Annotated in this window: 19 protein-coding genes; 5 read left to right on the forward strand and 14 right to left on the reverse strand. The window is 65.3% G+C overall.

The window, feature by feature from the left end; genetic code table 11:
* Positions 1 to 167: 167 nt before the first annotated feature.
* A complete protein-coding gene (locus ACYVRU_RS02125; protein ID WP_227070437.1) occupies positions 168 to 1085 on the reverse strand; it encodes a 3-phosphoglycerate dehydrogenase in 918 nt (305 codons plus the stop codon).
* A gap of 206 nt (positions 1086 to 1291) precedes the next feature.
* On the reverse strand, positions 1292 to 1930 hold the full coding sequence (locus ACYVRU_RS02130) for a TetR/AcrR family transcriptional regulator (RefSeq protein ID WP_157012414.1): 639 nt from the start codon (positions 1928 to 1930) through the stop codon (positions 1292 to 1294).
* 353 nt (positions 1931 to 2283) lie between these two features.
* Between ACYVRU_RS02130 and ACYVRU_RS02135 the strand changes: the two genes are divergently transcribed.
* Positions 2284 to 2724, forward strand: a complete 441-nt coding sequence (locus ACYVRU_RS02135) for an IS1096 element passenger TnpR family protein (RefSeq protein ID WP_198161018.1) — start codon at positions 2284 to 2286, stop codon at positions 2722 to 2724.
* Here the strand turns inward: ACYVRU_RS02135 and ACYVRU_RS02140 are convergent.
* Both ACYVRU_RS02140 and ACYVRU_RS02145 read right to left on the reverse strand, forming a co-directional pair.
* On the reverse strand, positions 2713 to 3558 hold the full coding sequence (locus ACYVRU_RS02140) for a hypothetical protein (RefSeq protein WP_461185677.1): 846 nt from the start codon (positions 3556 to 3558) through the stop codon (positions 2713 to 2715). The two genes, ACYVRU_RS02135 and ACYVRU_RS02140, sit on opposite strands and share 12 nt — an antisense overlap.
* 10 nt (positions 3559 to 3568) lie before the next feature.
* Positions 3569 to 4264 (reverse strand): SanA/YdcF family protein, encoded by a 696-nt coding sequence (locus ACYVRU_RS02145; protein WP_227070438.1) that lies wholly within the window; start codon positions 4262 to 4264, stop codon positions 3569 to 3571.
* Between the two features lie 173 nt (positions 4265 to 4437).
* On the opposite strand from ACYVRU_RS02145, the gene ACYVRU_RS02150 reads away from it, so the two are divergent.
* The gene (locus ACYVRU_RS02150; protein ID WP_452039286.1) at positions 4438 to 7188 is read left to right on the forward strand and encodes a PAS domain-containing hybrid sensor histidine kinase/response regulator; all 2751 of its coding nucleotides are present in this window, start codon (positions 4438 to 4440) and stop codon (positions 7186 to 7188) included.
* A gap of 179 nt (positions 7189 to 7367) precedes the next feature.
* Here ACYVRU_RS02150 and leuS read toward each other — a convergent pair whose 3' ends face one another.
* Positions 7368 to 9941, reverse strand: a complete 2574-nt coding sequence (gene leuS / locus ACYVRU_RS02155; protein WP_452039287.1) for a leucine--tRNA ligase — start codon at positions 9939 to 9941, stop codon at positions 7368 to 7370.
* A gap of 361 nt (positions 9942 to 10302) precedes the next feature.
* Positions 10303 to 10536 carry a hypothetical protein gene (locus ACYVRU_RS02160; protein WP_157012408.1) on the reverse strand — a complete coding sequence of 78 codons (234 nt, stop codon included), beginning with the start codon at positions 10534 to 10536 and terminating at the stop codon, positions 10303 to 10305.
* Between the two features lie 83 nt (positions 10537 to 10619).
* Here ACYVRU_RS02160 and yihA point away from each other — a divergent pair, with 83 nt between their 5' ends.
* Positions 10620 to 11204: a ribosome biogenesis GTP-binding protein YihA/YsxC gene (yihA, locus tag ACYVRU_RS02165; RefSeq protein ID WP_022740782.1), complete on the forward strand. Its 585-nt coding sequence runs from the start codon at positions 10620 to 10622 to the stop codon at positions 11202 to 11204.
* A gap of 266 nt (positions 11205 to 11470) precedes the next feature.
* Here yihA and ACYVRU_RS02170 read toward each other — a convergent pair whose 3' ends face one another.
* Positions 11471 to 12460 carry a TDT family transporter gene (locus ACYVRU_RS02170; protein ID WP_117284265.1) on the reverse strand — a complete coding sequence of 330 codons (990 nt, stop codon included), beginning with the start codon at positions 12458 to 12460 and terminating at the stop codon, positions 11471 to 11473.
* A 210-nt stretch (positions 12461 to 12670) separates the two neighbouring features.
* Between ACYVRU_RS02170 and ACYVRU_RS02175 the strand changes: the two genes are divergently transcribed.
* Positions 12671 to 13552: a LysR substrate-binding domain-containing protein gene (locus tag ACYVRU_RS02175; RefSeq protein ID WP_117284264.1), complete on the forward strand. Its 882-nt coding sequence runs from the start codon at positions 12671 to 12673 to the stop codon at positions 13550 to 13552.
* Between the two features lie 300 nt (positions 13553 to 13852).
* On the opposite strand, the gene ACYVRU_RS02180 is transcribed toward ACYVRU_RS02175, so the two are convergent.
* Positions 13853 to 15370, reverse strand: a complete 1518-nt coding sequence (locus ACYVRU_RS02180) for an IMP dehydrogenase (protein ID WP_461185678.1) — start codon at positions 15368 to 15370, stop codon at positions 13853 to 13855.
* A gap of 192 nt (positions 15371 to 15562) precedes the next feature.
* Entirely contained in the window at positions 15563 to 17023 is a 1461-nt protein-coding gene (locus tag ACYVRU_RS02185; protein ID WP_223899877.1) for a response regulator transcription factor, read from the reverse strand.
* Between the two features lie 215 nt (positions 17024 to 17238).
* Between ACYVRU_RS02185 and ACYVRU_RS02190 the strand changes: the two genes are divergently transcribed.
* Positions 17239 to 18966, forward strand: a complete 1728-nt coding sequence (locus ACYVRU_RS02190) for an FAD-binding protein (RefSeq protein ID WP_237974452.1) — start codon at positions 17239 to 17241, stop codon at positions 18964 to 18966.
* 152 nt (positions 18967 to 19118) lie between these two features.
* On the opposite strand, the gene ACYVRU_RS02195 is transcribed toward ACYVRU_RS02190, so the two are convergent.
* The 5 genes from ACYVRU_RS02195 to ACYVRU_RS02215 form a co-directional block, all read right to left on the reverse strand.
* Positions 19119 to 20852 (reverse strand): ABC transporter ATP-binding protein, encoded by a 1734-nt coding sequence (locus ACYVRU_RS02195; RefSeq protein ID WP_223899875.1) that lies wholly within the window; start codon positions 20850 to 20852, stop codon positions 19119 to 19121.
* Positions 20842 to 22671, reverse strand: a complete 1830-nt coding sequence (locus ACYVRU_RS02200; protein WP_223899874.1) for an ABC transporter ATP-binding protein — start codon at positions 22669 to 22671, stop codon at positions 20842 to 20844. The genes ACYVRU_RS02195 and ACYVRU_RS02200 overlap by 11 nt, the downstream gene beginning before the upstream one ends.
* A gap of 9 nt (positions 22672 to 22680) precedes the next feature.
* A complete protein-coding gene (locus ACYVRU_RS02205; RefSeq protein WP_223899873.1) occupies positions 22681 to 23310 on the reverse strand; it encodes an MptD family putative ECF transporter S component in 630 nt (209 codons plus the stop codon).
* Positions 23311 to 23389: 79 nt separating this feature from the next.
* Positions 23390 to 24907, reverse strand: coding sequence for an ABC transporter ATP-binding protein (locus ACYVRU_RS02210; protein ID WP_223899872.1), 1518 nt, complete (start codon positions 24905 to 24907; stop codon positions 23390 to 23392).
* Positions 24904 to 25737, reverse strand: coding sequence for an energy-coupling factor transporter transmembrane component T (locus tag ACYVRU_RS02215; protein WP_223899871.1), 834 nt, complete (start codon positions 25735 to 25737; stop codon positions 24904 to 24906). The genes ACYVRU_RS02210 and ACYVRU_RS02215 overlap by 4 nt, the downstream gene beginning before the upstream one ends.
* Positions 25738 to 25859 lie beyond the last annotated feature (122 nt).

Below are 25859 nucleotides of genomic sequence, written 5' to 3' on the forward strand. Positions count from 1 at the left end.
GAATGCGGCCGTTAAGAAGCAGATTCTGCTTCAGCAGCAACGATGTCGGGATGGTACCGACCCATGCGCGTCATCTTCTCTGCTTCTTTTGCCGCATTCGCAGCAGGATCAAGCGATAAGCGGGCGACGAGAGGGCGTTCTCCTTCGCCACCCGCATTACCGAGTTTCTACATATTCACGCAGTGGATCTTCTCGCCGCGCTCGAGGTAGGCCATGACTTCCTCGACGGCCATCTTGGCGCAGTTGTCCTCGGCCTCGGCGGTGGAGGCGCCCAGATGCGGGATGACGATAGCGCGCTCCATCTTCACGACGGCCGGGTTGGCGAAGTCGGTCACATACGCGGCCACCTTGCCGGACTCAAGCGCCTCGGCCATGGCGGCATCATCGACCAGCACGTCGCGGGAGAAGTTCAGGAACACGACGCCGTCCTTCATCTGAGCGATGGCGTCGGCGTTGATCATACCCTTGGTGGCGGGCAGCGCCGGCACGTGGATGGTGATGAAGTCGCTCTCCTTGAGAACCTTCGGCAGGTCGGCGAACTCCACCGTCGGGGAAATCTGCTCGTGCACGGTGATCTCGTCCATGGCCGGATCGTAGCCGATGACCTTCATGCCCAGCGCCTCGGCGGACTGCGCCACCAGCTTGCCGATGGCACCCAGGCCAATGACGCCCAACGTCTTGCCAAGAATCTCGCCGCCTGCGAACTGCTTCTTGGCCTTCTCGGCGGCCTTGCCCACGTTCTCATCATCGGCGTTGTCGCGCACCCACGCCACGCCGCCGATGATGTCGCGGCTCGCCAGCAGCATGCCGGCCAGCACAAGCTCCTTCACGGCGTTGGCATTGGCGCCCGGCGTGTTGAAGACGGCGATGCCGGCCTCGGCGAACTTGTCCAGCGGGATGTTGTTCACGCCAGCGCCGGCGCGGGCCACGGCCTTCAGGTTCGCGGGCACTTCCATCTCGTGCATGTCGGCGGAGCGCACGAGGATGGCGTCGGCCTCGTCGATGTTCTCGGTGACCTCATAGTTGTCGGTGAGCAGGGCCAGGCCCTCAGGAGAGATGTTGTTCAGGCAGTAGATCTTGTACACGAAAAGCTCCTTTCAGTAGGCATCCCCAGCATACCGCGAACTTTAGCGCGCTAAAGCAACAGTTGCGCTGACGGAGAAAAAGCGGTTTCGTGCGGCGGCGCACGCGGGTGGTGGCGCATGCGTGCGGCGGCGCGCAAGGGCGGCGGCGCATGCGGGTGGCGGCGCGAGGGTCGGCGGCGCGCAAGGGCGGCAGAAGCCCCGGCCCCCTACGCGTTGGCGTGGTGCACGTAGTCGCAAATGCGCGCGGTAAGCGAGCGCTCCGCCGCCGCAAACGCCTCGGCGCAGTCGCAGCCTTCCTCGACGCGCTGTTCGGCCTCGCGGATGTAGTGCAGCGTCGTCGTGAGCACCATGCCCACCACGGCCACCGCCTCGAACGCCGCATCGATATCGCCGCGAATGCTGCCCTCGCGCTGCCCGCGCTCGATCTGCCCGCGCAGCACCGCCAGCAGGCGCTCCTCCAAAGCGCGCATCGGCTCGGACCATTCGCGCCCGCGCCGCCACAACTCCGACACGAGGATGCGCCCGAATCCGGCGTTGCGGAAAATAGTCGCGGCGAAAGAATCCATCATGGCCGTAAGGGCTTCCACGGCCGAAGGGGCCTTACCGGCGATAGCCACAAAGTCGTCGACGATCTCGCCAATGCCCTCCACGAGGATGCAGGTGGCGATATCGGCCTTGCTGGAGAAGTGGTAGTAGGCCACGCCCTTCGAAACGCCCGCCACCTCCACGATGCGCTCCACCGTCGTGTCTGCGTAGCCGCGTTCGGAAATGACCTCGATCGCCGCATCCAGCAATTGGCGCCGGGTGGCGTCCGCCTTGCTCGTTCTCCCCTTCTGCTGGGCCATGCCCCACCTTCCCGCCCGCGCAACCGACAATGCCGCGTGCAAAACGCCTCGACCGGCTCCGCGCCGTCGGGCAACCACTCATTTTGGTCATCGCAGCGCAGCTGCGGCCATTAATCTCTCATCAACGAGGAGAGACGCTGCTGCGATGATAATACCGGGCTCCCGCAAGACCGGGCGCCCCGGCGAAAGACTCACCAAATCCCTTGAATTCCTGACTTATTTACTTAGTGTAAATAGACACCTTATCCCTGCTTGAAGCTACTTTTTCGGCCAATTTCAACCATTTGATTTCCCTTAGGGAAAACTCCTGTTACAATGCCCCCGTCATGAGGAGGACGAGAAAGGCTCGAGTCGTGACCGCCAAGATCATCGAATTTCCCGGCCAATGGTGGCGCGCGCCCGAAGCGGCCCCGTGCGAGGGGGTCTTTTCGAATGCTGCGCTCACCCTCGTTATCGGGCCGGCGGACGACTCCTCCCCGCAGTGCAGCGCCTTCATGAGCGCCGACGAGACCCTTGCCGACCTGCATCGGCTCATCATCCAGCACTTCGGGTGGGACGACGCCCACAACTACTTCTTCAGCCAGGGCTGCGACCGCTACGAGGATCCGTTGCTGTTCGCCACCCAAGATCGCGTCTCGGCCCGCTGCCGCCGCATCTACTGCGCCGCCGACGTGCCGCTGAGCCGCGTGTTCAGCCGTCCGGAGGAGCCGCTCTACTATACCTACGCGCTGCCGAATGGCCGCGAACTGAAAATCGTCCTCGACGACACCGTCGCCTTGAAGCTATTCGGCTGAACCGCCCCGCAGCGCCTCGTCGCGCAGCGGCTCCGACGTTCCCGTGCGCTTAAACGCGTGCTTGCCGGCCAGCAGAGGCGGAGCCTTCCGCACCCAAATGGAGCCGAGACGCAAGCCCAGCAGGCGGGCGCGCGACCGAATGGCCTCCGAGTACGCCTCCACGATCGGCTTTGTCTGCGCCACGTCATCCACGTAAAGAAGCAGCCGGTAGCGCTTCTCCCCCTGTCGCTTGCCATCCCGAACTGCCGTCTCGCCGGTTGATCCCGCGGCGAACATCTCCCGCACCGAGGCACCGCGAACTTTCTCGAGAAGAGCCCAGGCCAGCTCGGTGTCCTCGAAGACGAGAAACACGGCCCGCTTCACGATATCCAAGGCCCGCGCCTCGTCCTGGTACTTGAGCCCGTCACGGTTGCCGGGAACGCGGGCGTTCTCCCCTTCCTCCCACAATTCCGGAAACAGCCGCCGCTGGCGCATATCCCATTTCGCAGGGAAGAAGCGCAGCTCGTTGACGGCGAAACCCTCTTGCTCCAGGTTCATGAGCAGCACCGACTGCCAGGCGTCCACCTCGGTGCGCGCCATGGCGTCGTCCAGGTACATGCCGAAGACCCACCAGTCCTTGTGGCGGTCGGGCCCTTTGCGGGGGCGCTCGTCCTTGGCGATGTAGATGCCGTTGGTGTGCATGAGGACAAACCGTCCCACGTCCGGGCGCAAGCGCCACGTGCGCTCCACGGCCGCGCGGAAGCGATCCTTGTTCCGCGAGCGCTTGAGAGCTGCGGCGGCTTCAGGGCCCCAACCGGCAATGGTTCGGTCCAGTTCGGTGCCTAGCGTCTGCACAAGCGCCCCCTCACGTCAGATCTCCGGAACCGTTCAGCGATACCGCCTCGCCGGCCGTGTCCACCGGCACCTGCAGCAGCGCCGCGTAGAAGTCCTTCGTGCGAGCGAGCACCTCGCGGATGCTGTAAGCCCGCTGGTTGTCGTAGGCCCCCTTGTCGCAGGGCACGCCCCACACCTGCATGCCCAAGCAATCGGCAGCGAACATGGCGCGATACAGATGATAGGCCTGGGTGGCCACGATGATGCGGTCCGCCCCGAACACGTGCCGCGCCCGCCACATCGACTCGTAGGTGGTGTTGCCCGCATGGTCTACGTACACGTCCTCGCTCGGCACGCCCAGCTCCACGCAGTACGCCTTCATGGCGTCGGACTCGTTGTAGTGGGAGGTGCGGTTGTCGCCGCTGACGATGATGGCCCGGGCCGCACCGCTCTTGTACAAGTCGCAGGCCACTTCCAAGCGATCAGCCAAAATATCGCTCGGCGTGCCGTCGGCGTACACGCTGGCCCCCAGCACCACCACGGCATCGGCAGGGTCGCTGGCCAGCGCCGATGCGGCCCCTTCCACGGTGACCACCCGATCGCGCGTCGCGGCCACGGTGACCACGTTGGCCACGCCCACGATAAGCACCGCCAGCGCGCAGACGGCCAGCAGCACGCGAGCGCACCAGCGCCACCAGGGCACGGGTCGGGCGTTGTCGCGGGCCACAGGCCACCTCCTTCGTAGCATCGGAAAAGCGGGGTACACTATAGCAAAAATTCAAACTTGTCCAGCGGTGCGGGAAGTCATCCCTGATAAAGTTGGTATACTACACAGGTTGAGAAACCGTTTCCTCGTTGTTACGGCAACGACACGTTGAGCAACTCCAAAGGACGCGCGCCATGTACCATTGCCCGGTGACTTTCTACCTCGTGGGCCTGCCCGACGAGATCGCACGCATTATCGAAGATGCGCAGCCGCAGCCAAGCTTCACGCACCATTTCACGCGCAGTGACGAGCCCGAAGAGGCGCTCACCGCCCAGGCCAGCGCCATTTTCGCCGATGCCACGGGCCACGATGCCGCCGCCTGGGCCCGCGTCTTCGCCGCTCACCGGCAGGCCACCACAACGGTCACCCTCATCGTCACCCACGACCAAGTGCCCGCCGTCGAGCCCTACTTCAACGACATCGCCGACCTGTGGATCGCGCCCTTGAGCGCCGCCGAGGCATCCTGGCGCTTCAACCATTGGCAGCGCGCCTGCAAGCGCTACGCCGACTCCTGGGAGACGAGCCAGTATTTGGAAGCCACCATCAATTCCATTCCGTCGCTCGTGTGGTACAAGTCCAAGGACGGCATCCATCACAAGGTCAACGACGCCTTCTGCGCCACGGTGAACAAGACCAAAGAGCAGGTTCAGGGCCGAGGCCACGCCTACATCTGGGACGTGGAGGCAGACGATCCCGCCTGCATAGAATCGGAGCGCCGGGTCATGGCCGCCAAGTCCACCATTGTCTCGGAGGAGACCGTGCAGACCAGCGATGGCACGCGCCTGCTCACCACCTACAAGTCGCCCCTCTACAACATCGACGGCTCGGTCATGGGCACCGTTGGCGTGGGCATCGACGTCACCCAGGAACGCGCCTACGAGGACGAGATCGTCGAGAAGAACCGCACCATGGAAACCATTTTCACCACCATGGACTGCGGCGTCATCACCCATTCGCTCGACGGCACGCGCCTGCTCGGCATCAACCAGGCGGCCCTGGACATTTTGGGCTACGATTCGGCGGAAGACCTCATGGCCGCCGGCTTCGACATGGTGGCCCCCTCGGTCGTCGATGAGGACGCCGGGAAGATGCGCGAATCAATCGCTACCCTGAAGAACGTCGGCGACTCGGTGAGCACCGAGTACCGCGTGCGCCACGACAACGGCGACATCGTGCATGTCATGGGCAACGTGAAGCTCATCGAAAGCGATGGCGAGCTGCTCTTGCAGCGTTACCTGCTCGATTACACGGACAAGAAAAAGGAAGAAGTGCGCAAGGAGCGCCGCCAGCGCGATCTCATCCAGGCGCTTTCCGAGGACTACCTGCTCGTGTGCTCCTTCAGCCTGGACACCAAAGCGGGCGAGGCCCTGCGCGTCAGCGGCGACAGGCTTCGCAAGCTGGACGAGCTGTTCGCCGGCGAGCTCAATCTTGACAGCTGCCTCGGCGGATACATCAATGAAGCTGTCGTGGAAGAGGACCAGGCCATGCTGCGCGACGCGCTTTCGGCGGAAAGCCTCATCACGCGCCTGACCGACGAGAGCCGTATCCATGTGAACTATCGCATCAACCACGGCGACGTTACGGAGTACTGCCAGGCCACCGTCGTGCGCGGCGGCGATTGGCCCCAAGCTCACAACATGGTGCTGGGCCTGCGCAGCGTCGACGTGCAAACCCGCGAGGAGATGAAGAAGAAGGCCCTGTTGGAAGAGGCACTGACCCAGGCCAACAAGGCCAACGCCGCCAAGAGCGCCTTCCTCTCGAACATGTCCCACGACATCCGCACGCCCATGAACGCCATTGTGGGCTTCACCACTCTGGCTGCCAGCCGCCTCGATCAGCCGGAGAAAGTGGAGGAGTACCTGAACAAGATCAAGTCCTCCAGCACGCATCTCTTGAGCCTCATCAACGACATTCTGGACATGAGCCATATCGAGAGCGGCAAGGTCTCGCTGGACGAGCAGCCCTACAACCTCGTCGATCTTCTGGACGATCTCTACAGCATCATTCAGGCCGAGACGAGCGCGCGGCAACTGTACTTCTCCATCAACACCGAGAGCGTCCGCCACACCGAGGTGCGCTGCGACAAGCTGCGCATCAACCAGATTCTCTTGAACTTGCTGGGCAACGCCCTGAAGTTCACGAATCCCGGCGGCTTCATCAAGGTGACGCTGGACGAGCTGCCCGGCGCGCCGGTCGGCTACGGACGCTACCGCTTCACCGTGTCGGACACGGGCATTGGCATGAGCCCCGAATTCGTCGAGCACATCTTCGACCCCTTCGAGCGCGAGCGCACCTCCACCATCAGCGGCATCCAGGGCACGGGGCTCGGCATGGCCATCACGAAGAACCTCGTGGACATGATGCACGGCACGATCTCCGTGAAGAGCGCCAAGAACAAGGGCACCGCCTTCACCGTCGAGCTGACCCCGCAGCTGGCCGGCGAGGGAGACGCCGCGACGGCCCAGGCGGCCAAGACCCAGCACGTTGATCCGAGCCACCGGCTGCGCCACAGCCGCATCCTGCTCGTGGACGACAACGACCTGAACCGCGAGATCGCCATCACCCTTCTGGAAGACGAGGGCTTCACCGTGGAATACGCCGTCAACGGCTGCGAGGCGGTGGAGAAGATCATGGACGCGCCGTCGGGGCACTACCAGCTGGTGCTCATGGACGTGCAGATGCCGGTCATGAACGGCTACGAGGCCACCAAGGCCATCCGTCGCCTGAACGACCCCACCCGGGCACAGGTGCCCATTCTCGCCATGACCGCCGACGCCTTTGAAGAGGATCGCCAGAAGGCCCTGCGCAGCGGCATGAACGGCCACCTCACCAAGCCCGTCGAAATCGACAAGCTCTTCGAAGCTTTAGACGAGGTGCTCAGTTAGCAGCGCCCGCTGCGGGAGGGCGGATCCACTCGCAGACCTCTGGGCGCCCTGCGGAGATGCGCATCCTCTTCCGCGAGGGCTGACCTTGGTCAGCCCTTGCGAGCGGATTATGGACGCACGACAAAAAGAGGGGCGACCAAGGTCGCCCCCTACGGATTCTGCTTGCGAAAGAACCTCAGTTACACCGCGACGATGTTCACTAAACGGCCGGGGACGTAGACTTCCTTTTTCACCGTCTTGCCCTCAAGGGCGGCGGCCACGGCCTCGCGGGCGGCGGCGAGCACCTCGGGCTCCGGGGCGTCGGCGGCCACGGTCACACGACCCTTGATCTTGCCGCAAATCTGCACGGCCAGCTCCACCTCGTCGGCGCGGGCCTGGTCGGGGTCGTATTCCGGCCACGGCTGGTCGTAGACGAAGCCCTCGCGGCCCAGCGCCTCGCGCCACAGCTCGTCGGCCAAATGGGGTGTGAACGGCGCCACGAGCTTCACGAGCACCTCGGCCACTTCCGCATCGAGCGCGCGGTGGTCCTCGCAAGCGGCGCGGTCATCGGGGCTCGCCGCACGCAGGTACTCGCCGGCGGCGTTCGACAGCTCCATGATGGCGGCGATGGCGGTGTTGAAGTTGTTGCGCTCGATGTCGGCCGACACCTTCTCCACCACGCGATGGCGCTCGCGGACGAGCTTCTTCGCCGCAGCGACCGCGGCCTCGTCGGCCGGCTTCTGAGCGAACAGCGTTTCGTCGCCGGCCTTGCCGCACAAGTCGTGCACCTGGCGCCACAGACGGTTCAGGAACTTGTACATGCCCGGCAGGCCGTCCTCGTTCCACAGCTTCTCCTTCTCGGGCGGCCCCAAAAACAGGATGTAGGCGCGCACGGCGTCGGCGCCATATTCGGCGATCATCTCCTCGGGCGAGACCACGTTGCCCTTCGACTTGCTCATCACATCGCCGTGGGCGTCGAGCACCATGCCCTGGCACAAAAGGTTCGTGAAGGGCTCGTCGAAGTCGAGCAGGCCGCAGTCGCGCAGCACCTTCGTGAAGAAACGGCTGTAGAGCAGGTGCAGGATGGCGTGCTCGATGCCGCCGATGTACTGATCGACGGGCATCCAGGCGTTGGTCTTTTCCGGATTGAAGGGGGCGTGCACGTTGTGCGGGTCGGTGTAGCGCATGTAGTACCAGCTGGAGCACGTGAAGGTGTCCATGGTGTCGGTCTCGCGCTTGGCCGGGCCGCCGCAAACCGGGCAGGTGGTGTTCACGAACCCGGCATGGGTGGCCAGCGTCTCGCCGGCGGCCAGATCGATGTCCTCGGGCAGGCGCACGGGCAGATCTTCCTCGGGCACGGGCACCACGCCGCACTTCTCGCAGTGGATGGCGGGGATGGGGTTGCCCCAATAGCGCTGGCGGGAGATGAGCCAGTCGCGCAGGCGGAACTCCACGGTGCGCTTGCCTCGGCCCATTTCTTCCAGCGCGGCCACGATGGCCGCTTCGCCCTCGGAGTGCTTGCCGCCGCGCATGCCCGTGTAGGGACCGGATTGCACGAGGATGCCCTCGGCGGCATAGGCCTCCGGCCAGTCGACTGTGGTCACTTCACGGCCCTGCTCGTCTTTGAGCTGCGGGTACAGCGGATCGTCCTCGGGCAGGATGATGGGGATGATGGGCAGATCGTACTTGCGGGCGAACTCGAAATCGCGCTGGTCGCCGCAGGGCACGGCCATGACGGCGCCGGTGCCGTAGTCGGCCACGATGTAGTCGCCCACCCACACGGGCACCTTCTCGCCGTTGATGGGGTTCACCACGTAGCGGCCCGTGAACGCGCCGTGCTTCTCGTGGTCACCCTGGGCTCGCTGGACGGCGGTCACCTTCTTGGCGGCTTCCACCAACTCCATGACCGGCGCCTCATATTCGGTGCCTTCCACGAGGCCGTGCAGCAGCTTGCTTTCCGGCGCCAGCAGGAAGAAGCTGCAGCCGAACAGCGTGTCGGCGCGCGTGGTGAACACAGTGATGATGTCGTCTTCCGTGGGATTCTCCGGCGCGTTGCCGTCGCGGTCGCACAGGATGAAGTCCACGTTGGCGCCCTCGGAGCGGCCGATCCAGTTGGCCTGCTGCTGCTTCACGCGCTCGGGCCAGCCTTCCAGCTGGTCGAGGTCGTCCAGCAGCTCCTGGGCGTAGTCGGTGATCTTGTAGTACCACTGGGTGAGGTCGCGCTTCTCCACCTCGGAGTCGCATCGCCAGCAGCGGCCCTCGATGACCTGCTCGTTGGCGAGCACGGTGCCGCAGCTCGGACACCAGTTCACCGGCGAGTTGCGACGCTCCACGAGACCACGCTCCCAGAACTTCAGGAAGATCCACTGGCCCCAGCGGTAGTACTCCGGATCGCACGCCACCACCTTGCGATCCCAGTCGTAGGAAAAGCCCATGCGGGAGAAGCTCTTCTTCTGGGTCTCGATGTTCTCGTAGGTCCAGATGGCCGGATGGCTGTGATGCTTGATGGCGGCGTTCTCCGCCGGCAGACCGAAGGCGTCCCAGCCCATGGGGTGCAGCACGTCGAAGCCCTGCATCTTGGAGTAGCGGGCCACCACGTCGCCATAGGTGTAGTTGCTCGCATGCCCCATGTGCATGTCGCCGGAGGGATACGGGAACATCTCCAGGACATACTTCTTGGGCGCATCGGAATTCTCCGGCACCGTGTACAGCCCGGCCTCTTCCCAGGCCAACTGCAAACGGGGCTCGATCTCATGGGGATTGTAGGCTTTCATGGCACTCCCTCGAAAACGTGGCTTTCGACCGCGCGCATTCCCCGCGGCCGCGAGTTGATTTCCCCATTATAGCCATGATGCGCTCTTGGAAAAGGGGCACCAGCGCCCGACCGCGCCCCTCACGGGATAGACGGACGAGCCAGAAAACCTATCACCCGATTTCGGGCGTTTTTTTCGACTTGTTAGACATGCCCGATGCGCACTACGATCCTTTCGAAGGCGACCGCTAACGAATCGCGATAACTTGCGGCGAAAACACGCCGGCGCTCTCGCTGACTATTGCAGCGGGCATCTAACAAGTCGGAAAATCCGCCCGACGGCAACCTGCAGATCTTCTGGAACCACACCGCTATGTCAAAAGTTAGCGCACACGGCGCAGGGAGGCGCCGCAGTTCCAGCAGGTTTCTCGGGAACCGTCGTTGTCAGCAGCACACACGGAACAGATGCGGCGCCCCAGCGGCACCTCCTCGGGCGTTGCGCCAGGCAGCGGCACGTCGGCCTCCTCATCGGCCAAGCGCGCCATGGCGGCGCGGATGCCCTGCACGCCCGTGATGTGCGCCACTTCCAGCGCATCTTTCCTATGATTTGCCGTCATTTCCGCGCCCCTTCGCCCTTCGACCGTCCAATTCAAGTACCATGATAGCGAAATACCGCGATCCCCTCCGCGAAGGAGCACCCATGAACTTCCACAACGCATCGTTTAAAGCCGCTTACGGCACCTCGGAGCAGCTGCCAGCATCCACAGGTCCCGAGGTTTCCTTCGCGGGGCGCTCGAACGTGGGCAAATCGTCGCTACTCAACAAGCTCATGTACCGCAAGGGCCTGGCGAAGGTGTCGTCCACGCCGGGCAAGACGGCCACCATCAACTTCTACGATGTGGACGGCCACGATCTCGTGGATCTGCCCGGCTACGGATACGCGAAAGTGTCCAAAGCAGAAAAGGGCCGGTGGAGCGAGCTCATCGAGGGCTACTACAATCAAGATCGCGACTTCGCACTCGTGGTGTCGCTCATCGACATCCGCCACGAACCCTCGGCGCTCGACCGCAACATGGTTCAGTTTCTCATGGACGCCGAGCTTCCCTTCGCCATCGCGCTGACCAAAGCGGATAAGCTGTCGAAGCAGCAGCAGATGAAGCAGCGCGCCGCCATCAAGAAGGCGCTCAAGCTGCCGGGGGGCGTGCCCATGGTGGTGACGTCGTCGGAGAAGGGCGACGGCATCGACGAGCTGCGCGCCCTCATCAACCGCGCCATCGAGAGATAAGGGCCGCACGCCCCGAGACGCGTCGCAAGCTCCGAGGCGTACCGCAAGCTGAAAGCTCATCCCCCATGGAGCACAATATGGCGGGATTTCCCGATTTCCACGCTCATGCATGCTCAACAAGCTGGAAATCGGGAAATCCCGCCACAAACGAGACTCCCCTCCAAAAAGGAGAGCGCCCCAGTGGAGGACCGGGGCGCTGAGGAGAGGAGGGGCCGTCGTTGGCCAGAGCAGAACGTCGGGCCGGCGAGGCGATAGATGTTCAAGCGTTATTCGGTGACCTCGACAGTGAGAGCCGCAGGAACCTCGGGACGCGTCTTCGGGGCCTTGGCCGCCTTCGGCGTACCGAAGAAGAACTTCATGAAGTGCACGAAGACGTAGGCGACCATCACGGCGGCGAACAGCGTCTCCACGGCGATGAGGGCCTCGATCACCGGGAGCGCCGGAATGGAGTAGCCGGCAGCGTAGAGAGCCTGCACGCCCTTGCCGAGCGCCATCGCGGAGATGACGAAGGGGAAGGTCATGGCTGCGTAGCTCGGATAGAACTGCAGGGCGAGGAACTTCGGCACCCGGGTGACGACGCCGATGAGCATCAGCTGGCCGAGGCCCATGAGCACGGCCACGAACACCAGGTTCGGATCAGGCATAACCGACAGATATCCCACCAGCGACAGACCCATAGGAGCAGCATAGATGCAGAACAGCGGGCGAGCGCCTTCGGGGATCTCATGCTTGATGTAGCGCATCGTCACCACGGCGAGCAGCACGAGGTAGCAGGCAAAGCCGAACCAGAAAATGCCCTGGCCGAAGGCTTCGGCGCCGAAGACGGGAGACGTTACAGCCGCCACGATGATGCCCACGTAGCAAATGAAGTACGTAGGAAAGACCTCGGTGAGCTTGAAGCGGCGGATATAGTACAGGGTAAACCACGTCATCAGCACGAAATGCCCCGCCACCGCCGAGCACCACAGCCCGAAAGCCGGCACGATAGCCACGGGAGCCAAGTATCCGGCCAGCTGCATCAGCGTCATGAAGAACGTGGCAGAAACACTTGCGAAAACGGAGTTCTTCATGTCCTCGCGAAGCATGGAGGGGAACATGATCAGCTTGGCGACGAGCATAGCCACCAAGAAGAGAGACAACGCCCCGCAAGCAATGTGGGCGATCTCGGCATAGGGTTGAAGCAAGTTGCCCAAAGCGGCCAGGCCCAAGGCCACGCCCGCTGTGGGGATGGGTACTTTCTTGATAATGTCGCGCATAGAGCACCTTTCGTCGGGGCCTTTGGAGCCGGAAATGTCTCGACCACGAATCGCCGGATATAACGCAACGATCCGCAGGAGTAGGATGGCTTTATTATGCGCGGTTTCTTACCAAAAGAAAACTTATATATAATTATGTAGCCATTAGAGAAGTTTATTGATATGCTACCCGAGCCCCCAGGAACCACCGCACCCATCGAAGGAGACGCAATGCAGGATTTTCGCGTAAAGACATTCCTCACCGTGTGCCGCACTCTGAACTACACCCGAGCCGCTGAGGAGCTGGCGCTCACCCAGCCGGCCGTCTCCCAGCACATCACGTACCTGGAGCGCGAGTACGGCGCGAAGCTGTTCACCTACCATCGCAAAAAGCTGGAGCTGACACCGGCGGGGCGTGTCCTGCGCGACGGGCTAGCGACCATGGCCCACGACGACGTGCTACTGCACGAGCGCATCGAGGAGGTGGCCCATGGCGCCACGGTCAAGCTGCGCATCGGCATGACGCTGACCGCCGGCGAGTACGTGGTGGCCCGGCCCCTCGCCCGCTGTCTGGGCGCCCGACCCGACATCCAAATCACCGTGCGCTCGGGCGGAACCCAGCACCTGATGGAGCTCCTCGACGCGGGAACCATCGATTGCGCCTTCGTGGAAGGGCTCTTCGACAAGGCCCGCTATGCCTCACGCCCCTTCTCGTCCGAGCGCTTGGTGCCCATTTGCGCAGCCGAGCATCGCTTCCCGCGTACGCCACGCACCCTGGAAGACCTCTTGGGCGAACGACTCATTCTGCGCGAGGAGGGCAGCGGCAGCCGCAACGTGCTTGTCCACGCGCTCGCTCAGCGCAATCTCTCGCCTGCCTCCTTCGCCGATCATTTCGTCGTGGAAAGCCTCGATATCATCAAGATATTCGTCCAGGCCGATCTTGGGATTTCCTTCGTCTACGAGGCCGCCGTGCAGCGGGAGGTGCAAGAGGGCACGCTGCGCGTTATCCCCCTCTCCGATGCGGGCATCTTTCACGACATCAGCTTCATTTACCTGCGCGACAGCATCTACGAGCAGGATATGGAAAACCTCTTCGCCGCTTTGAGCGCCTAGGGGCGCCGGGGCGCGATGCTCGCAGGCCGATCATTCGAAGCCGCGTCAATCTGGCAAGTTTTCTTCGGAATTCGACACTTATCATTTTATCTCAGCAATTGGCATATCGAATAGTGTTGATCTTTTATCGCCTACAAACAAAATCGAGGGACTGCCAATATACCGCAGCCCCTCGATAGGGTCGATTATGTCGAAAACCTCGAAAAGCTCGCCTCGGAAGCTACGGCCTCTTTACGCGACCCTCGGCACCGCCCCCGCCATCCTCGCGACAGCATACAGCGGCGCAAGATCCCGGCCGGTTTAGCGGGTGTTGCTCGCGTAGGGAGCCTTGTCCTTCAGCAGCACGTCGTGGGCGCCGCCCTCTACGATGGAAGTGGCGGACACCAGCGTGAGCTTCGCCTTGTCTTGGAACTCGGGAATGGTGAGCGCGCCGCAGTTGCACATGGTGCTCTTCAGCTTCAGCAGGGTGATGGCCATGTTGTCCTTCAGGCTGCCGGCGTAGGGCACGTACGAATCGACGCCCTCTTCGAAGGACAGCGACTTCTTGCCGCCCAAATCGTAGCGGCCCCAGTTGCGGGCGCGGGCACTCCCCTCGCCCCAGTACTCCTTCATGTAGGTGCCGTTCACCATGACCTTGGCCGAAGGGCTCTCGTCGAAGCGGGCGAAGTAGCGGCCCAGCATGACGAAGTCGGCGCCCATGGCCAATGCGAGCGAGATGTGATGATCGTACACGATGCCGCCGTCGGAGCAGATGGGCACGTAGATGCCGGTCTCGCGGAAGTACTCGTCGCGGGCCTTCGCCACTTCAATGGTCGCGGTGGCCTGGCCGCGGCCGATGCCCTTGGTCTCGCGGGTGATGCAGATGGAACCGCCGCCGATGCCGATCTTCACAAAGTCGGCGCCCGCGTCGGCGAGGAAGCGGAAGCCCTCGGCGTCAACCACGTTGCCCGCGCCGATCTTCACGTCGTTGCCGTAGTGCTCGCGCACCCATTCGATGGTCATCTTCTGCCAGTCGGAATAGCCCTCGGAGCTATCGATGCACAGCACGTCGGCGCCGGCCTCGACAAGCGCCGGCACACGCTCGGCGTAGTCGCGGGAGTTGATGCCCGCGCCCACCATGTAGCGCTTGTGGGCGTCCAAAAGCTCGTCGGGATTGGACTTGTGGGAGTCGTAGTCCTTGCGGAACACGAGCGCCACCAGATGGTCCTCGGCGTCCACGATGGGCAGCGAGTTCAGCTTGTGATCCCAGATGATGTCGTTGGCGGCCTTCAGAGAGGTGCCATCCGGAGCCACCACGAGCTTCTCGCGCGGCGTCATGAAGTCGGCCACCTTCTCGTCCATGGACATGCGGGAGAGGCGGTAGTCGCGCTCGGTCACGATGCCGAGCAGCTTGCCGTGGGCGCTTCCGTCGTCGGTGACGGGCATGGTGGAGTGGCCGTACTGCTCCTTCAGAGCCACTACCTGCTCGAGCGTCATGTCGGGGGAAAGGTTTGCGTCGGAGGTGACGAAGCCGGCCTTGTAGTCCTTCACGCGGGCCACCATGGCGGCCTCGTCCTCGATGGATTGGTTGCCGTAGATGAACGACAGACCGCCCTCGGTGGCGAGCGCCACGGCCATCTTGTCGTCGGACACGGCGGCCATGATGGCGGAAACCATCGGCACGGAAAGCGAGAGCGGGCACTCCTCCTCGCCCTTGCGGTACTTCACCAGCGGGGTCTTCAGGCTGACGCGCGCCGGAATGCAATCGGCCGGCGTATGGCCCGGAACCAGCAGGTACTCGTTGAATGTGCGGGACGGTTCATCGAAATAGTAGGCCACGGCTGCGCTCCTTCTTCCACTCGGTGCCCTAACGGGGACGGGCGGCCGTCGGTGCCACGACGACCAAGTGTTTCAACCCACGCTCCCCGCAATGAGTAATTGACTCATTATAGGCCGAGACGGGACCTGGTGCCAGACCCGCCGCAGACCCGCCCCATTTTTTCGGCAGCGGTCGAAGGCGCGGCGGCCAGACTACGCCTCATGGGCGCCGGCCGTTTCCTCCACAAGCTGGATGAGTTCCTCGCGGGAGTTGATGCCGAGCTTGCGGTACATGTTGCGCAGATGGGTGCGCACGGTGTGCTCGGAGATGCAGAGAAGGTCGGCCACATAGGCGGGGCGATGGCCGCGGGCGATGTAGGGCAGGATCTCGCGCTCGCGGGCCGACAGATTGCGCTTGTCGGCAAGTGCGGCGCACACCCCATCGTAGTCGAGCGGTTGAGCCGAATCGCGGGAGGCTCTCTCCCTGAGGTCTTCAGCGCCATCCGTTTCTCGGAACATCCGATAGTAGTCTGCAAGCGGGGAGATGAGTATATACACGAAATAGGCCATGGCGCAGACCAGGAGCACCGCCCCCATCGTATCATCTTGGGGAACCAGCTGGGCGAGATTGGAACCTACGAGCACTGCCACACTCGTCATGGCGCACAGAGCCGCCCCCACGACCACCGGGGAGAACTCGCCGGCCCGCGCAACGGCGGCGAGCGACGCCAAGGCCAGAAGCGCCACAGTCGCCATGACGCTGTGAGAAACGAGGAACCCCAAGCTGAAGGACATGGTGCCGACGGGAAAGCTGCTCAGCACGATGAAGATCGCCGCTGCTACCGGCAGTAGCACCCGATAGATTGTCGCCAGGGAGAAGCCGGGCCAGAACCGGGCTAGCACGACGGCCAGTACCGCCGCCACAATCACCGAGGAGGCTCCGATGTGCTCGTAGCCCATGAACACAAATCCACGGGCGCTCATGACGAAGAGGAACAGGCACAGCCCCAGACAGGGGTTGAAGACCATAGTGCGCATCGAGTCCCACAGATGCTCCACCGGGGCATCCTGTTCCACCGCATTATCCCCAACTACCGACTCTTCCGATTCGACAGAGCTGCGAAGCGAGTCGATCGCAGGCGCTACCGCACCTGCCAGGGCGAAGGCCATGAAAGCGCTGAGCGGCTGGGGCAGAACGTCCATCTCGAAGCCGAGCCCTGCCAAAGCCGCTGCCCCACAGGCGATGCCGAGGCCCACCAACGAGCGCCTCAGGCCGAAGCGCGCCAGCAGGCGACACCAACCCACCACGACAACGGCGAGACCCGCACCGATGGCAGCCCCCATCACTGCCGCGCCGAAAGCGCTGACAGGCACGTCGGCCCCTTGAATCACCGCATACAGGCAGAGACCCATTCCATAGACCAGGGCTCCGGCCACAGCGAGCGGCTTGGGAACGCGCGCCGTCCCGCGGGCCATGGATCCGAGCCCCAACGCCAAGGACGCCATGAACCCTGCGACGCATAGGCCGTCCACGACGGCGACCTCAAGGACACGGTCAAACGATATTTGCGCGAACAGGCATGAGTCCCACAGCCCCAAGGGGCATGATAGGAAAAAGGACCCGAACGATAGGAACTGAGCCGCGGTGCGGGCGGCCTCGCTTTGACGGATCATGAAGTCCCTCCTCTTCATCGGCGTCGTCCCAGCACCCACACTCTACCCGATTACTCCAAAACGCCAAGGCCTCTACCAGGAAATACCCCGTTTTCGTTAGAGCTTTACCTGATTTCGAGTATGGGCGGCGAGCGTCTGTTCCCCGAAGATGAAAAGCACAAGAGGCGCCCGAACCATCGACACCTCGACCGTCTCACACCCAAGGAGGGAATCACATGGAAAACACCCAGGGCTTCACGCGCCGCAACTTCCTGAAGGGGGCCGGCCTCGGCGCGGCCGGTCTCGCCGCCGTCGGCCTCGCCGGCTGCTCCCCGTCGCAGAGCGCGGGCTCGTCCGCATCCGGCACCGCATCGTCGGGTACCGCTTCCAGCACCGCCGCCACGAGCTGGCGCACGGCCCCCGAGCCCATCGCCGAGGGCGACATCGCCGAGACCGCCGAGTGCGACGTACTCGTCATCGGGCTGAGCTTCTCCGGCTGCTCCGCCTTCCGCGCCGCCGCCGAGAGCGGGGCGAAGGTCATCGCCATGGAGGCCCATCCCGAGGACAACCACCCTTGCATGGGCATGGGGCACTTCGGCCACATCAACTCCGAATTCCTCAAAGAGCGCGGCGTTGACGGCGTGGATCCCATCGAATTTCTGAACAACTGGCAGCTGCGCGCCGCCAACCGCTCTAACGTCTCGCTGGCCCGCAAGTTCACCACCACCTGCGGCGAGGCCTTCGATTGGTACATCGATTGCCTGACCGACGAGGAGCGCGACGCCCTGGAGATCCAGTTCTACCCCACCGATGAGGCCTACACCACCTTCAAGAACGGCCTGGGCACCTACATCGGCACAGCCTCCACGATGCCCGTGCAGGAGAAGATCCTCGCCAACTTGCTGCAGGTGGGCCTTGATGCCGGCGCCCAAATCTACTGGGGCTGCCCGGCGCGCCAGTTTCTCACCGCCGACGACGGCCGCGTCACCGGCGCCGTCGGTCAGAAGGAGGACGGCAGCTACGTGCAGGTGAACGCCGCCAAGGGCGTCATCGTCTGCGCCGGCGACTACTCCGCCAACCCCGAGATGGCCAAGGAGTTGCTCTCCCAGATCACCAACATGATCGGCGAGGATGGCCAGATCGTCACCTCGGGCTATGAGGGCGACGGCCTGAAGCTGTGCTACTGGGCCGGCGGCCAGCTCGACCCCTACCAGTCCTCCATGGGCGGCGACTACTACTACCCCTGCGACAGCCCCGCAGACCCGCTCGGCTCCGCCGCGTCGCTGTGGATCAACGCCGACGGCAAGCGCTACTGCAACGAAGGCTTTGGGTTCATGGAATGGGCGGCCTACGCCGGCGCCCTGCAGCCTGCGGGCAAGATCGCCAACGTCTTCGACAGCAACTACGAGGCGCTGATCAAGGCCCAGCCCGCCTGCCACATGGGCATCGACTACCCCAACGGCGGCATGGACGGCCTGCCCGCCATCCTGGAGGCTGCCGTCGCGGGCGGCCCGGAAGGCTCCGGCCCCGATTCCAACCCCGTCGTGTACGCCGCCAACGACTACGAGACCCTGGGCGGATATTTGGGCTACGAGGGCGAGGCCCTGGACAACTTCGTGGCGTCCATCGAGCGCTACAACGAGCTGTGCGCCACCGGCCTCGACGAGGACTTCGGTAAGGAGAAGTCGCTCATGTTCGCGGTGAACCAGCCGCCCTACTACGCCTATGCCGGCGAGAAGACCTTGGGCGGCATGCTCTGCAACACTTCGGGCGTGGCCATCGACGAGAACGGCCAGGTGCTCGCTCGCGAGACCTTCCGCCCCATCCCGGGCCTGTTCGCCGCTGGCAACACAGCGGGCAGCCGCTTCGGCATTCAGTACACCACGGCCCTGTGCGGCGTATCCATCGCCTTCGCCGTCACCCAGGGCAAGTTCACCGGCGAGTACGTGGCCTCCCTCGCCTAGCCATCCCGCTTACTCCTGCCCGGCGATAACCTCCCTCCCACTTATCGCCGGGCGCCTTCACCCCCAAGGGCCCGCAGCTTCCGCCGCGGGCCCTTGCTGTTAGAGGCAGATATGCCGCAGAGGGTGAACGGAAAAGGCAGATACGCCCTGTCTTACAACTTCCAATCGGCGGCTTGGCCTTGGAGGGAGGCCATGCGGGCGAACAGGCCGCCGGCCGCGAGCAGTTCGGCGGGAGTGCCGTCTTCGGCGACGCGGCCCTCGGCGAGGACCACCACGTGGTCGGCGCCCATGACCGTGCGCATGCGGTGGGCGATGACGAGCACCGTCTTGCCCACGAGCAACCGGGAGAGCGCCTGCTGCACCGCCGACTCGTTCTCCACGTCCAGCGAGGCCGTGGCCTCGTCCAGAAGCACGATGGGGGCGTCTTTCAGAATGGCCCGGGCGATGGAGATGCGTTGGCGCTCGCCGCCGGAGAGCAGAGCGCCGTTCTCGCCGATGGGCGTGGCGTAGCCCTGGGGCATCTTCTGCACGAACTCGTCGCAGTTGGCCGCCCGGGCCGCCGCCAGCACCTCCTCGTCGGTGGCGTCGCGCCGCCCGAGGCGGATGTTCTCCATCACGGTGCCGTTGAACAGCACCACGTCTTGGAACACCTCGGTGTAATCGGTGAGCAGCGTCTCCGGGTCGATGCCGGAGACGTCCACGCCGCCCACGGTGACCGCGCCCTCGCCCACATCCCAGAAGCGCGCCGCCAGCTTGGCCGCCGTGGACTTGCCGGAACCGGACGGCCCCACCAGGGCAGTGACCTCCCCTTCCCGGGCCGTGAAGCTCACGGAGCTGAGCACGGGACCCCCGTCGTCGTAGGCGAAGGTCACGTCGTCGAACACGATGTCGTGACCCTGGGGGTTGAAGGTAAGCTCCCCCGTCTGCGCCGGCTCGCCCTCGATGGCCTTCATGCGGGCGAGCGACTGGGTCATGTCGATGAGCTCGGCCACCGACTGCAGAATGAGGCCGATGGGGTCGTACAGACGCGTGACCACCAGCATGAAGCAGAAGAACACGAGCAGGCTGCACTGGCCGGCGGCCACGAGCGCCGTGCCGACGAGGATGGTGGTCACGATGCCCAGGCGCAGCAGCGTCTGGGTGCAGACGACCGCCGTGCCCGTCACCAGCTCTGAGGCCAGCTTCGCCCGCTCGAAGGCGTCCACGTCATCGTTCAGGCGGCCCAAGAAGTCGTCGGCGCGGTTCAAGGCGCGCACCTCGCGGTTCGATTCCAAGTACTCCTGGATGTCGTCGGCAAGCGCCAGGGCGGCGGCGTTCTTGCCCCGGGTCTTCGCCGTTTGGGCGCGGCTCGTCGCCAGCAGGATCAGCAGAGCCACGGGCACCGGCCACAGCGACGCGCAGGCGAGCCGCCAGTCGAAGACGAGCAGCATGACGGCGACGATCACCGTGGAGATGCCCGTGCCGAAGGCCTGGGGCATGGTGTGGCTGAACAGGCGCTCCTGGTCGGCGGCGTCCTTCATGATCACCGTGGTGAGATCGGCCAGATCGCGCTTGCCGAAAAACGACAGCGGCAGCACACGCAGCCGCTCGGCCAGGCCGATACGCTTGCGGGCGCTCTCCTGGTACACCACGCTGTAGGTGGCGTGGTACTCCCAATACTGGGTGGCGAACACCGCCGCCAGCACCACCGCGATGAGCGCCAGGTAGGGCCAAAGGGTCGGCAGCGGCACCGCCCCGTCTTCCCAGTGGGCCAGAAACTCGCCGGTCACAAGGTAGAACACCCCGACGGGGAACATGAGCACGAGGTTGGCCAAGGCGCAGACGAGCGCGCCTTTCCGCAGCGAGCGGGCGCCTTCCTCGGTCAGGGCCAGACGATCACGCAGCATGGGCGCTCCCTCCCGCGATCTTCCATTGGGCGGCCTGGCAGTAGTTCTTCCACAGGCGCGCGTAGGTGCCGCCGCGGGCCAGCAGCTCGTCGTGGGTGCCGCGCTCCACGATGGCGCCGTCGTCCACCACGGCGATGAGGTCGGCGTCCACCACCGTGGACAGCCGGTGCGCGATCATGAGCACCGTCTTGCCGGCGGCCAGGCGCCCCAGGGCCTGCTGGATGAGGGCCTCGTTCTCGGGGTCGGCGAAGGCCGTGGCCTCGTCGAGCACCACCACGGGCGCGTCCTTCAAAATGGCGCGGGCGAGCGCGATGCGCTGGCACTCCCCGCCCGACAGGTACACGCCGTCCGCGCCCACGCGGGTGGCAAGCCCCTCGGGGAACTTCGCGATGATGTCGTCGCACTGGGCCGCCCGGGCCGCCGCGGCCACGTCCTCGTCGCTGGCATCGGGGCGCCCCATGCGGATGTTATCGGCCAAGGTGCCCTTGAACAGGCGATCGTTTTGGAACACGAAGGCCACAGTGTCCATGAGCTCGGCAGCGGGAATGCGCCGCACATCGGCGCCGCCCACCGCGACCACGCCCTCCTGCGGATCCCAAAAGCGCGGCACCAAGCTCGCCAGCGTGCTCTTGCCGCCGCCGGAGGGCCCGACGAGCGCCACCGTGGCGCCAGCCGGCACCGTGAGGCTCACGTCGCGCAGGGCCGGGCGCGCCGAGCCGGGGTAGGCGAAGGTCACGTTCTCAAGCGCCACCTCAGTGCCCGCCGGGTGCGCCGCGGCCCCTTCGGCGACCTCTTCCATGGGCGCCACGGCCAGAATCTCGTTCACCCGGCGCATGGAGTCCTCGGCCATCATGAGCGCCTCGGAGGAGTACATCACCTTGCTCATCACCGTGGTGGTGAAGGCCGAGAAGATGACGTAGAACAAAAAGTCGGTGAGGAAGCGGCCGAAGTCGCCCGCGCCCGCCGCCAGCAAAATGGCCGCCGGCACGAGCACCACGAAGGTGCCGTTGATGGCTGTGAGCTGCACCACCTGGGGCAGGCGGCAGAAGTTCACGTAGTTGGTGGCCATGTCGCGGTAGTCGACGATGGCCGCGTGGAAGGCCCGAAACGAGTGCACCGTCTGCTGGAACACCTTCACCACGGGAATGCCGCGCACGTACTCGGTGGCCGCCGTGGACATGCGGTTTAGGGCCTCCTGGTAGCGTTGCATGAAGTAGCGGCCGCCCTCGGGCACGTCGCGGCCCATCATCCACCACATGGCGAACAGCGACACCGCCACGGGGATGAGGCACACGAGTCCCATGACCCAGTCGAACAGGAACATGGCCACCAGATAGGCCACCGGTGCCGTAATGGAAGCGATGAAGTCGGGCATCTTGTGGGCGATGACGTCCTCGGTCTGCCCGGCGCAGCCGTCGATGATGCGGCGCAGACGGCCCGAGGCGTTCGCGTCGAAATAGCCGAGCGGCACCTTCGCCACATGGGCCAGGCACGCCTTGCGCATGTTGGCGGCCACGCGGAAGGCGGCCGTGTGGGTGAGCATGAGGCCGGCGAAGTAGCACAGCGCCCCTAGCACGGCCGCCCCGAAGGCGAGCCACGCCCACAGCGTGGCGTCGGTGGCCTCCTCGAAATGGGGCGCTACGGCCACGAAGTCGCGCAGCACGAACCACACGAGCACGAGCGGCACCACCGTAAGGATGCCGTTGACCGCCGCCAGCGCCGAGCCCGCGAAGGCGAGCCAGCGCCGCGACCCGGCGAATTGCAGCAGCTGCATCACGGCGTTGCCGCCCTGGGGCCGCTTATCCTGTTCCGTCGCCATCGCTTCCCCTTAGGCCGCGATCTTCGCGAAGTGCTTCTGGAAGATGCGCAGTCCCAGCCAGCTGCCGAGCGCGGCGCACAGCGCCGTCACGCAGCCGCAGATCGGGAAGGCAGGGCTGTACACCCAGTTCACGAGCCCCTGGCCGTACTCGGCCGTCATGCCCATGTCCACCACCATCTGCACATAGGACTCGCCGGCGAACAGGATGAGCGAGATCTGCCCGAACCACCAGCACAGCACGAGCACCGCCCAGCCCACGACCACCGTCCACTTCGCGCGGCGGCCGGCCATCATGACAAGCTCGCAGAGGGCCGCGCCGGCAAGGATGCCCACCGGGCCCGTCCAGGCCATGCCCATGACGAAGCCGAGCAGGGCCATGATGGCGCCGGCGATGAAGGCCGCCCCGCGCTTGGGCACCCGCGCCATGAGGTAGGTCCACACGATGCCGGCCGGGATGGAGCCGATGGCGTGGGTCCACCAGGCCATGTCGGTGCTGAAGCTGCACACCATGGCCACCGCCATCATGACGAAGAAGGTGACCACGCCGAACACGGCCAGAAGCACGATGTCCTTCGCCGTGAGGCGCCCCGAGGCTGCCAGGGGTGCTGCGCTCGTCGTCTTTGCCGTTGTCGTTGCCATAGATTCAATCCTTTCCTTTGGGGATGGGTTACCGTGAGGTTCAGAGAGCCGAAGGGCTCGGAATTTGAGGGGGGGGGGTTCAGAGGCCGAAGCGGGCGCGCACGCGGGCGAGGCCGGCGTCGTCGAGGGGGTAGCGGGCCTGAATGCGGCCGCCTTCCACCTCGGCCGCCTCGTCGCAGACCGCGCAGAGGAACTCGTAGTCGTGGGTGACGAGGACCACGGCGACGCCGTCGGCGGCGGCCCGGCGCAAAACCGCGGCGACGCGCTCCATGTTGGCGCGGTCCAGGCCGCTCGTGGGCTCGTCGAGCACGAGCACCCGGGCACCCTGGGCGAGGCCGGCGGCCACGGCCAGGCGCTGGCGCTCGCCGCCGGAAAGGGCCAAGGGATGGCGCTCGGCGCAGGCGGCGAGGCCGAAAGCGGCCAGCATCGCGTCGGCGGCCTCGTCGCTTTCCCGATGCAGCTCGGCGCGGGCGCTGTCGGCGAACAGCTGGTAGCCCGGCTCCTGCATGACCAGATGCACGAGGCCCGGGCGCCGTCGGGCGGCCACGGGCGCCCCGTCCACGGCCACGGTGCCCGCGCGCTCGCGGGTAAGCCCCGCCAGGCAGCGCAAGAGCGTGGTCTTGCCGGCGCCGTTGCGGCCGACGATGCCGAGCACGCGCCCGGGCTCCAGGGAGAGGTCGAGGCCGTCCAGTACCGGCGGCCGGCGGCGGAAGGCCACGGTCAGGCCGGCGGCCTGCAGCCGGGGCGCTTCGGGCGCGGGGGCATCGGCTGAGACCGCGCCGGCCGGGACCGCCGCAGCGGGGCGGCCCTCCCCTTCCATCTCCGCCACCGTCCAGGCCCGCACGCCGGCCGCGGCGCGACGGGCGGCCGGCAGCGCCGCGAAGTCGGCGGCCGTCCAGTCGCCGGCAACGGCGCCATCTTCCATGAGCACCACCCGATCGGCCACGTCCGCCAGCCACCACAGGCGGTGCTCGGACACGACGACGGTCTTGCCCGCCGCTTTCAGCGCCGCCACCACCTCGGCGAGGCGCTTCATGGAGGGCACGTCCAGGGAGGCCGTCGGCTCGTCCAGCACGAACACCGCCGGCTCCATGGCGAAGGCCGAGGCGATGGCCACCGCCTGCTTCTGGCCGCCGGAAAGCTCCTCGATGCCGCGATCGAGCAAATCGGCGATCCCCAAGGCCCGGGCCGCCTTGGACACCCGCGCCACAATCTCGCCGCGGGGAAGGCCCAGGTTCTCGCAGCCGAAGGCGATCTCGGAGGCCACGTCCAGGTTCACGAACTGGCTGCGGGGGTTCTGGAACACCGAACCCACGCGCACGCCCAGCTCGTCGGGAGTCCAGGCGGCCACCTCCGTTCCCTCCACCATCACGCGGCCCTTCACCTCGCCGGCATAGACATGGGGCACCAGGCCGTTGATGAGGCGCGTGAGCGTGGTCTTACCGCAACCGGAGGCGCCGGTGACCACCACGCACTGGCCCCGCGGAATCTCGAGGAAGACCCCGCGCAGCACCGGCCGCTCCGCGCCGGGGTAGGTGTAGGACACATTCTCGAGGACGATGGCGGCCGTTGCGGCCGATGGGGTCGCGGCGCTCACGGGAGCACCTTCCCCGCCACCGCCGCCGCGACCAGCGCCACGGCCGCGACCAGCACCACGACGTCCAGCGCCCCGATGCGCAGCTCGTGGTAGGAGCCGCGTCGGCGCGTCGTTTCCACGCCGCGGGCCATGACGGCGTCCCCCAGCTCGTCGGCCACGATGGACACGCGGTGCAGGTAGGGCACCATGAAGTTCTCCAGCAGCCCGGCCGGATGGCGCAGGATGGCCGCCGGCGTCAGGCGAAGGCCCCGGGTGAGCATGGCCTCGCGCACGGCCCTCGCCTCCCGGGCGATGGTCGGGAAGAAGCGCATGCCCACGCACACCGCCACGGTCATGCGCCCCGAGAGCCCGAAAGACTGCAGAGCGCAGGCCAGCTCGCCCAAATAGGTCGTGGAGATGAGCGCGGCCGCGAACATGGCCGTGGGGAACAGCCGCGCGAGCATGACCAGACACGAGCCCATGGGCATGAAGAAGGGACCGCCCAGGATGCAGGCCAGCGCAATGAGCGATAAGGCGGCGTAGGCGCCAAGCCACGCGCAGGCCAAACGTCCGCGGCGGCACCACAGCATGAGCGCCGCATCGCCGGCCACGGCCGCCAGCTCGATGGCCTTCGCGCCGGATGCGAACACGGCCACGTTGAGCAGCACGAGCACCGCCAGCGCCACCCGCGGGTCCACGCGGCGACGGTCGTGCTCGGCCGCCGCCATCATCAGGCCGCCCGACGCCCCGCGAGTCGAGGCGCCCTCGCGCGCCCGAGATACCGATGCCGGCCGCGGCGCCTTCCTGGGCTCGGGCATGGCGCCCTCGATTCCGTCCATCGTGCCTTCCACCTGTGCGCACCTTTCCGCTTAAGGCGGCGCTCCCGTCCCTTTTCCGTCGCGTCGCCGTTCTCTTCTTGAAAGTTTCAGTCGGTTAATTTACCTTGCGTTAAGGCCTTTGTGTTAAGTAAGGC

This window comes from Adlercreutzia sp. CNCM I-6216 (assembly GCF_977113345.1).

What these genes read in the sequence shown, in the direction of transcription:
- ACYVRU_RS02160 (WP_157012408.1), bottom strand. Translation starts at nt 10,536, where the DNA reads ATGACGGCAAATCATAGGAAAGATGCGCTGGAAGTGGCGCACATCACG.
- leuS (WP_452039287.1), bottom strand. Translation starts at nt 9,941, where the DNA reads ATGAAAGCCTACAATCCCCATGAGATCGAGCCCCGTTTGCAGTTGGCC.
- ACYVRU_RS02170 (WP_117284265.1), bottom strand. Translation starts at nt 12,460, where the DNA reads ATGCGCGACATTATCAAGAAAGTACCCATCCCCACAGCGGGCGTGGCC.
- ACYVRU_RS02130 (WP_157012414.1), bottom strand. Translation starts at nt 1,930, where the DNA reads ATGGCCCAGCAGAAGGGGAGAACGAGCAAGGCGGACGCCACCCGGCGC.
- ACYVRU_RS02175 (WP_117284264.1), top strand. Translation starts at nt 12,671, where the DNA reads ATGCAGGATTTTCGCGTAAAGACATTCCTCACCGTGTGCCGCACTCTG.
- ACYVRU_RS02205 (WP_223899873.1), bottom strand. Translation starts at nt 23,310, where the DNA reads ATGGCAACGACAACGGCAAAGACGACGAGCGCAGCACCCCTGGCAGCC.
- ACYVRU_RS02190 (WP_237974452.1), top strand. Translation starts at nt 17,239, where the DNA reads ATGGAAAACACCCAGGGCTTCACGCGCCGCAACTTCCTGAAGGGGGCC.
- ACYVRU_RS02200 (WP_223899874.1), bottom strand. Translation starts at nt 22,671, where the DNA reads ATGGCGACGGAACAGGATAAGCGGCCCCAGGGCGGCAACGCCGTGATG.
- ACYVRU_RS02150 (WP_452039286.1), top strand. Translation starts at nt 4,438, where the DNA reads ATGTACCATTGCCCGGTGACTTTCTACCTCGTGGGCCTGCCCGACGAG.
- ACYVRU_RS02185 (WP_223899877.1), bottom strand. Translation starts at nt 17,023, where the DNA reads ATGATCCGTCAAAGCGAGGCCGCCCGCACCGCGGCTCAGTTCCTATCG.
- yihA (WP_022740782.1), top strand. Translation starts at nt 10,620, where the DNA reads ATGAACTTCCACAACGCATCGTTTAAAGCCGCTTACGGCACCTCGGAG.
- ACYVRU_RS02195 (WP_223899875.1), bottom strand. Translation starts at nt 20,852, where the DNA reads ATGCTGCGTGATCGTCTGGCCCTGACCGAGGAAGGCGCCCGCTCGCTG.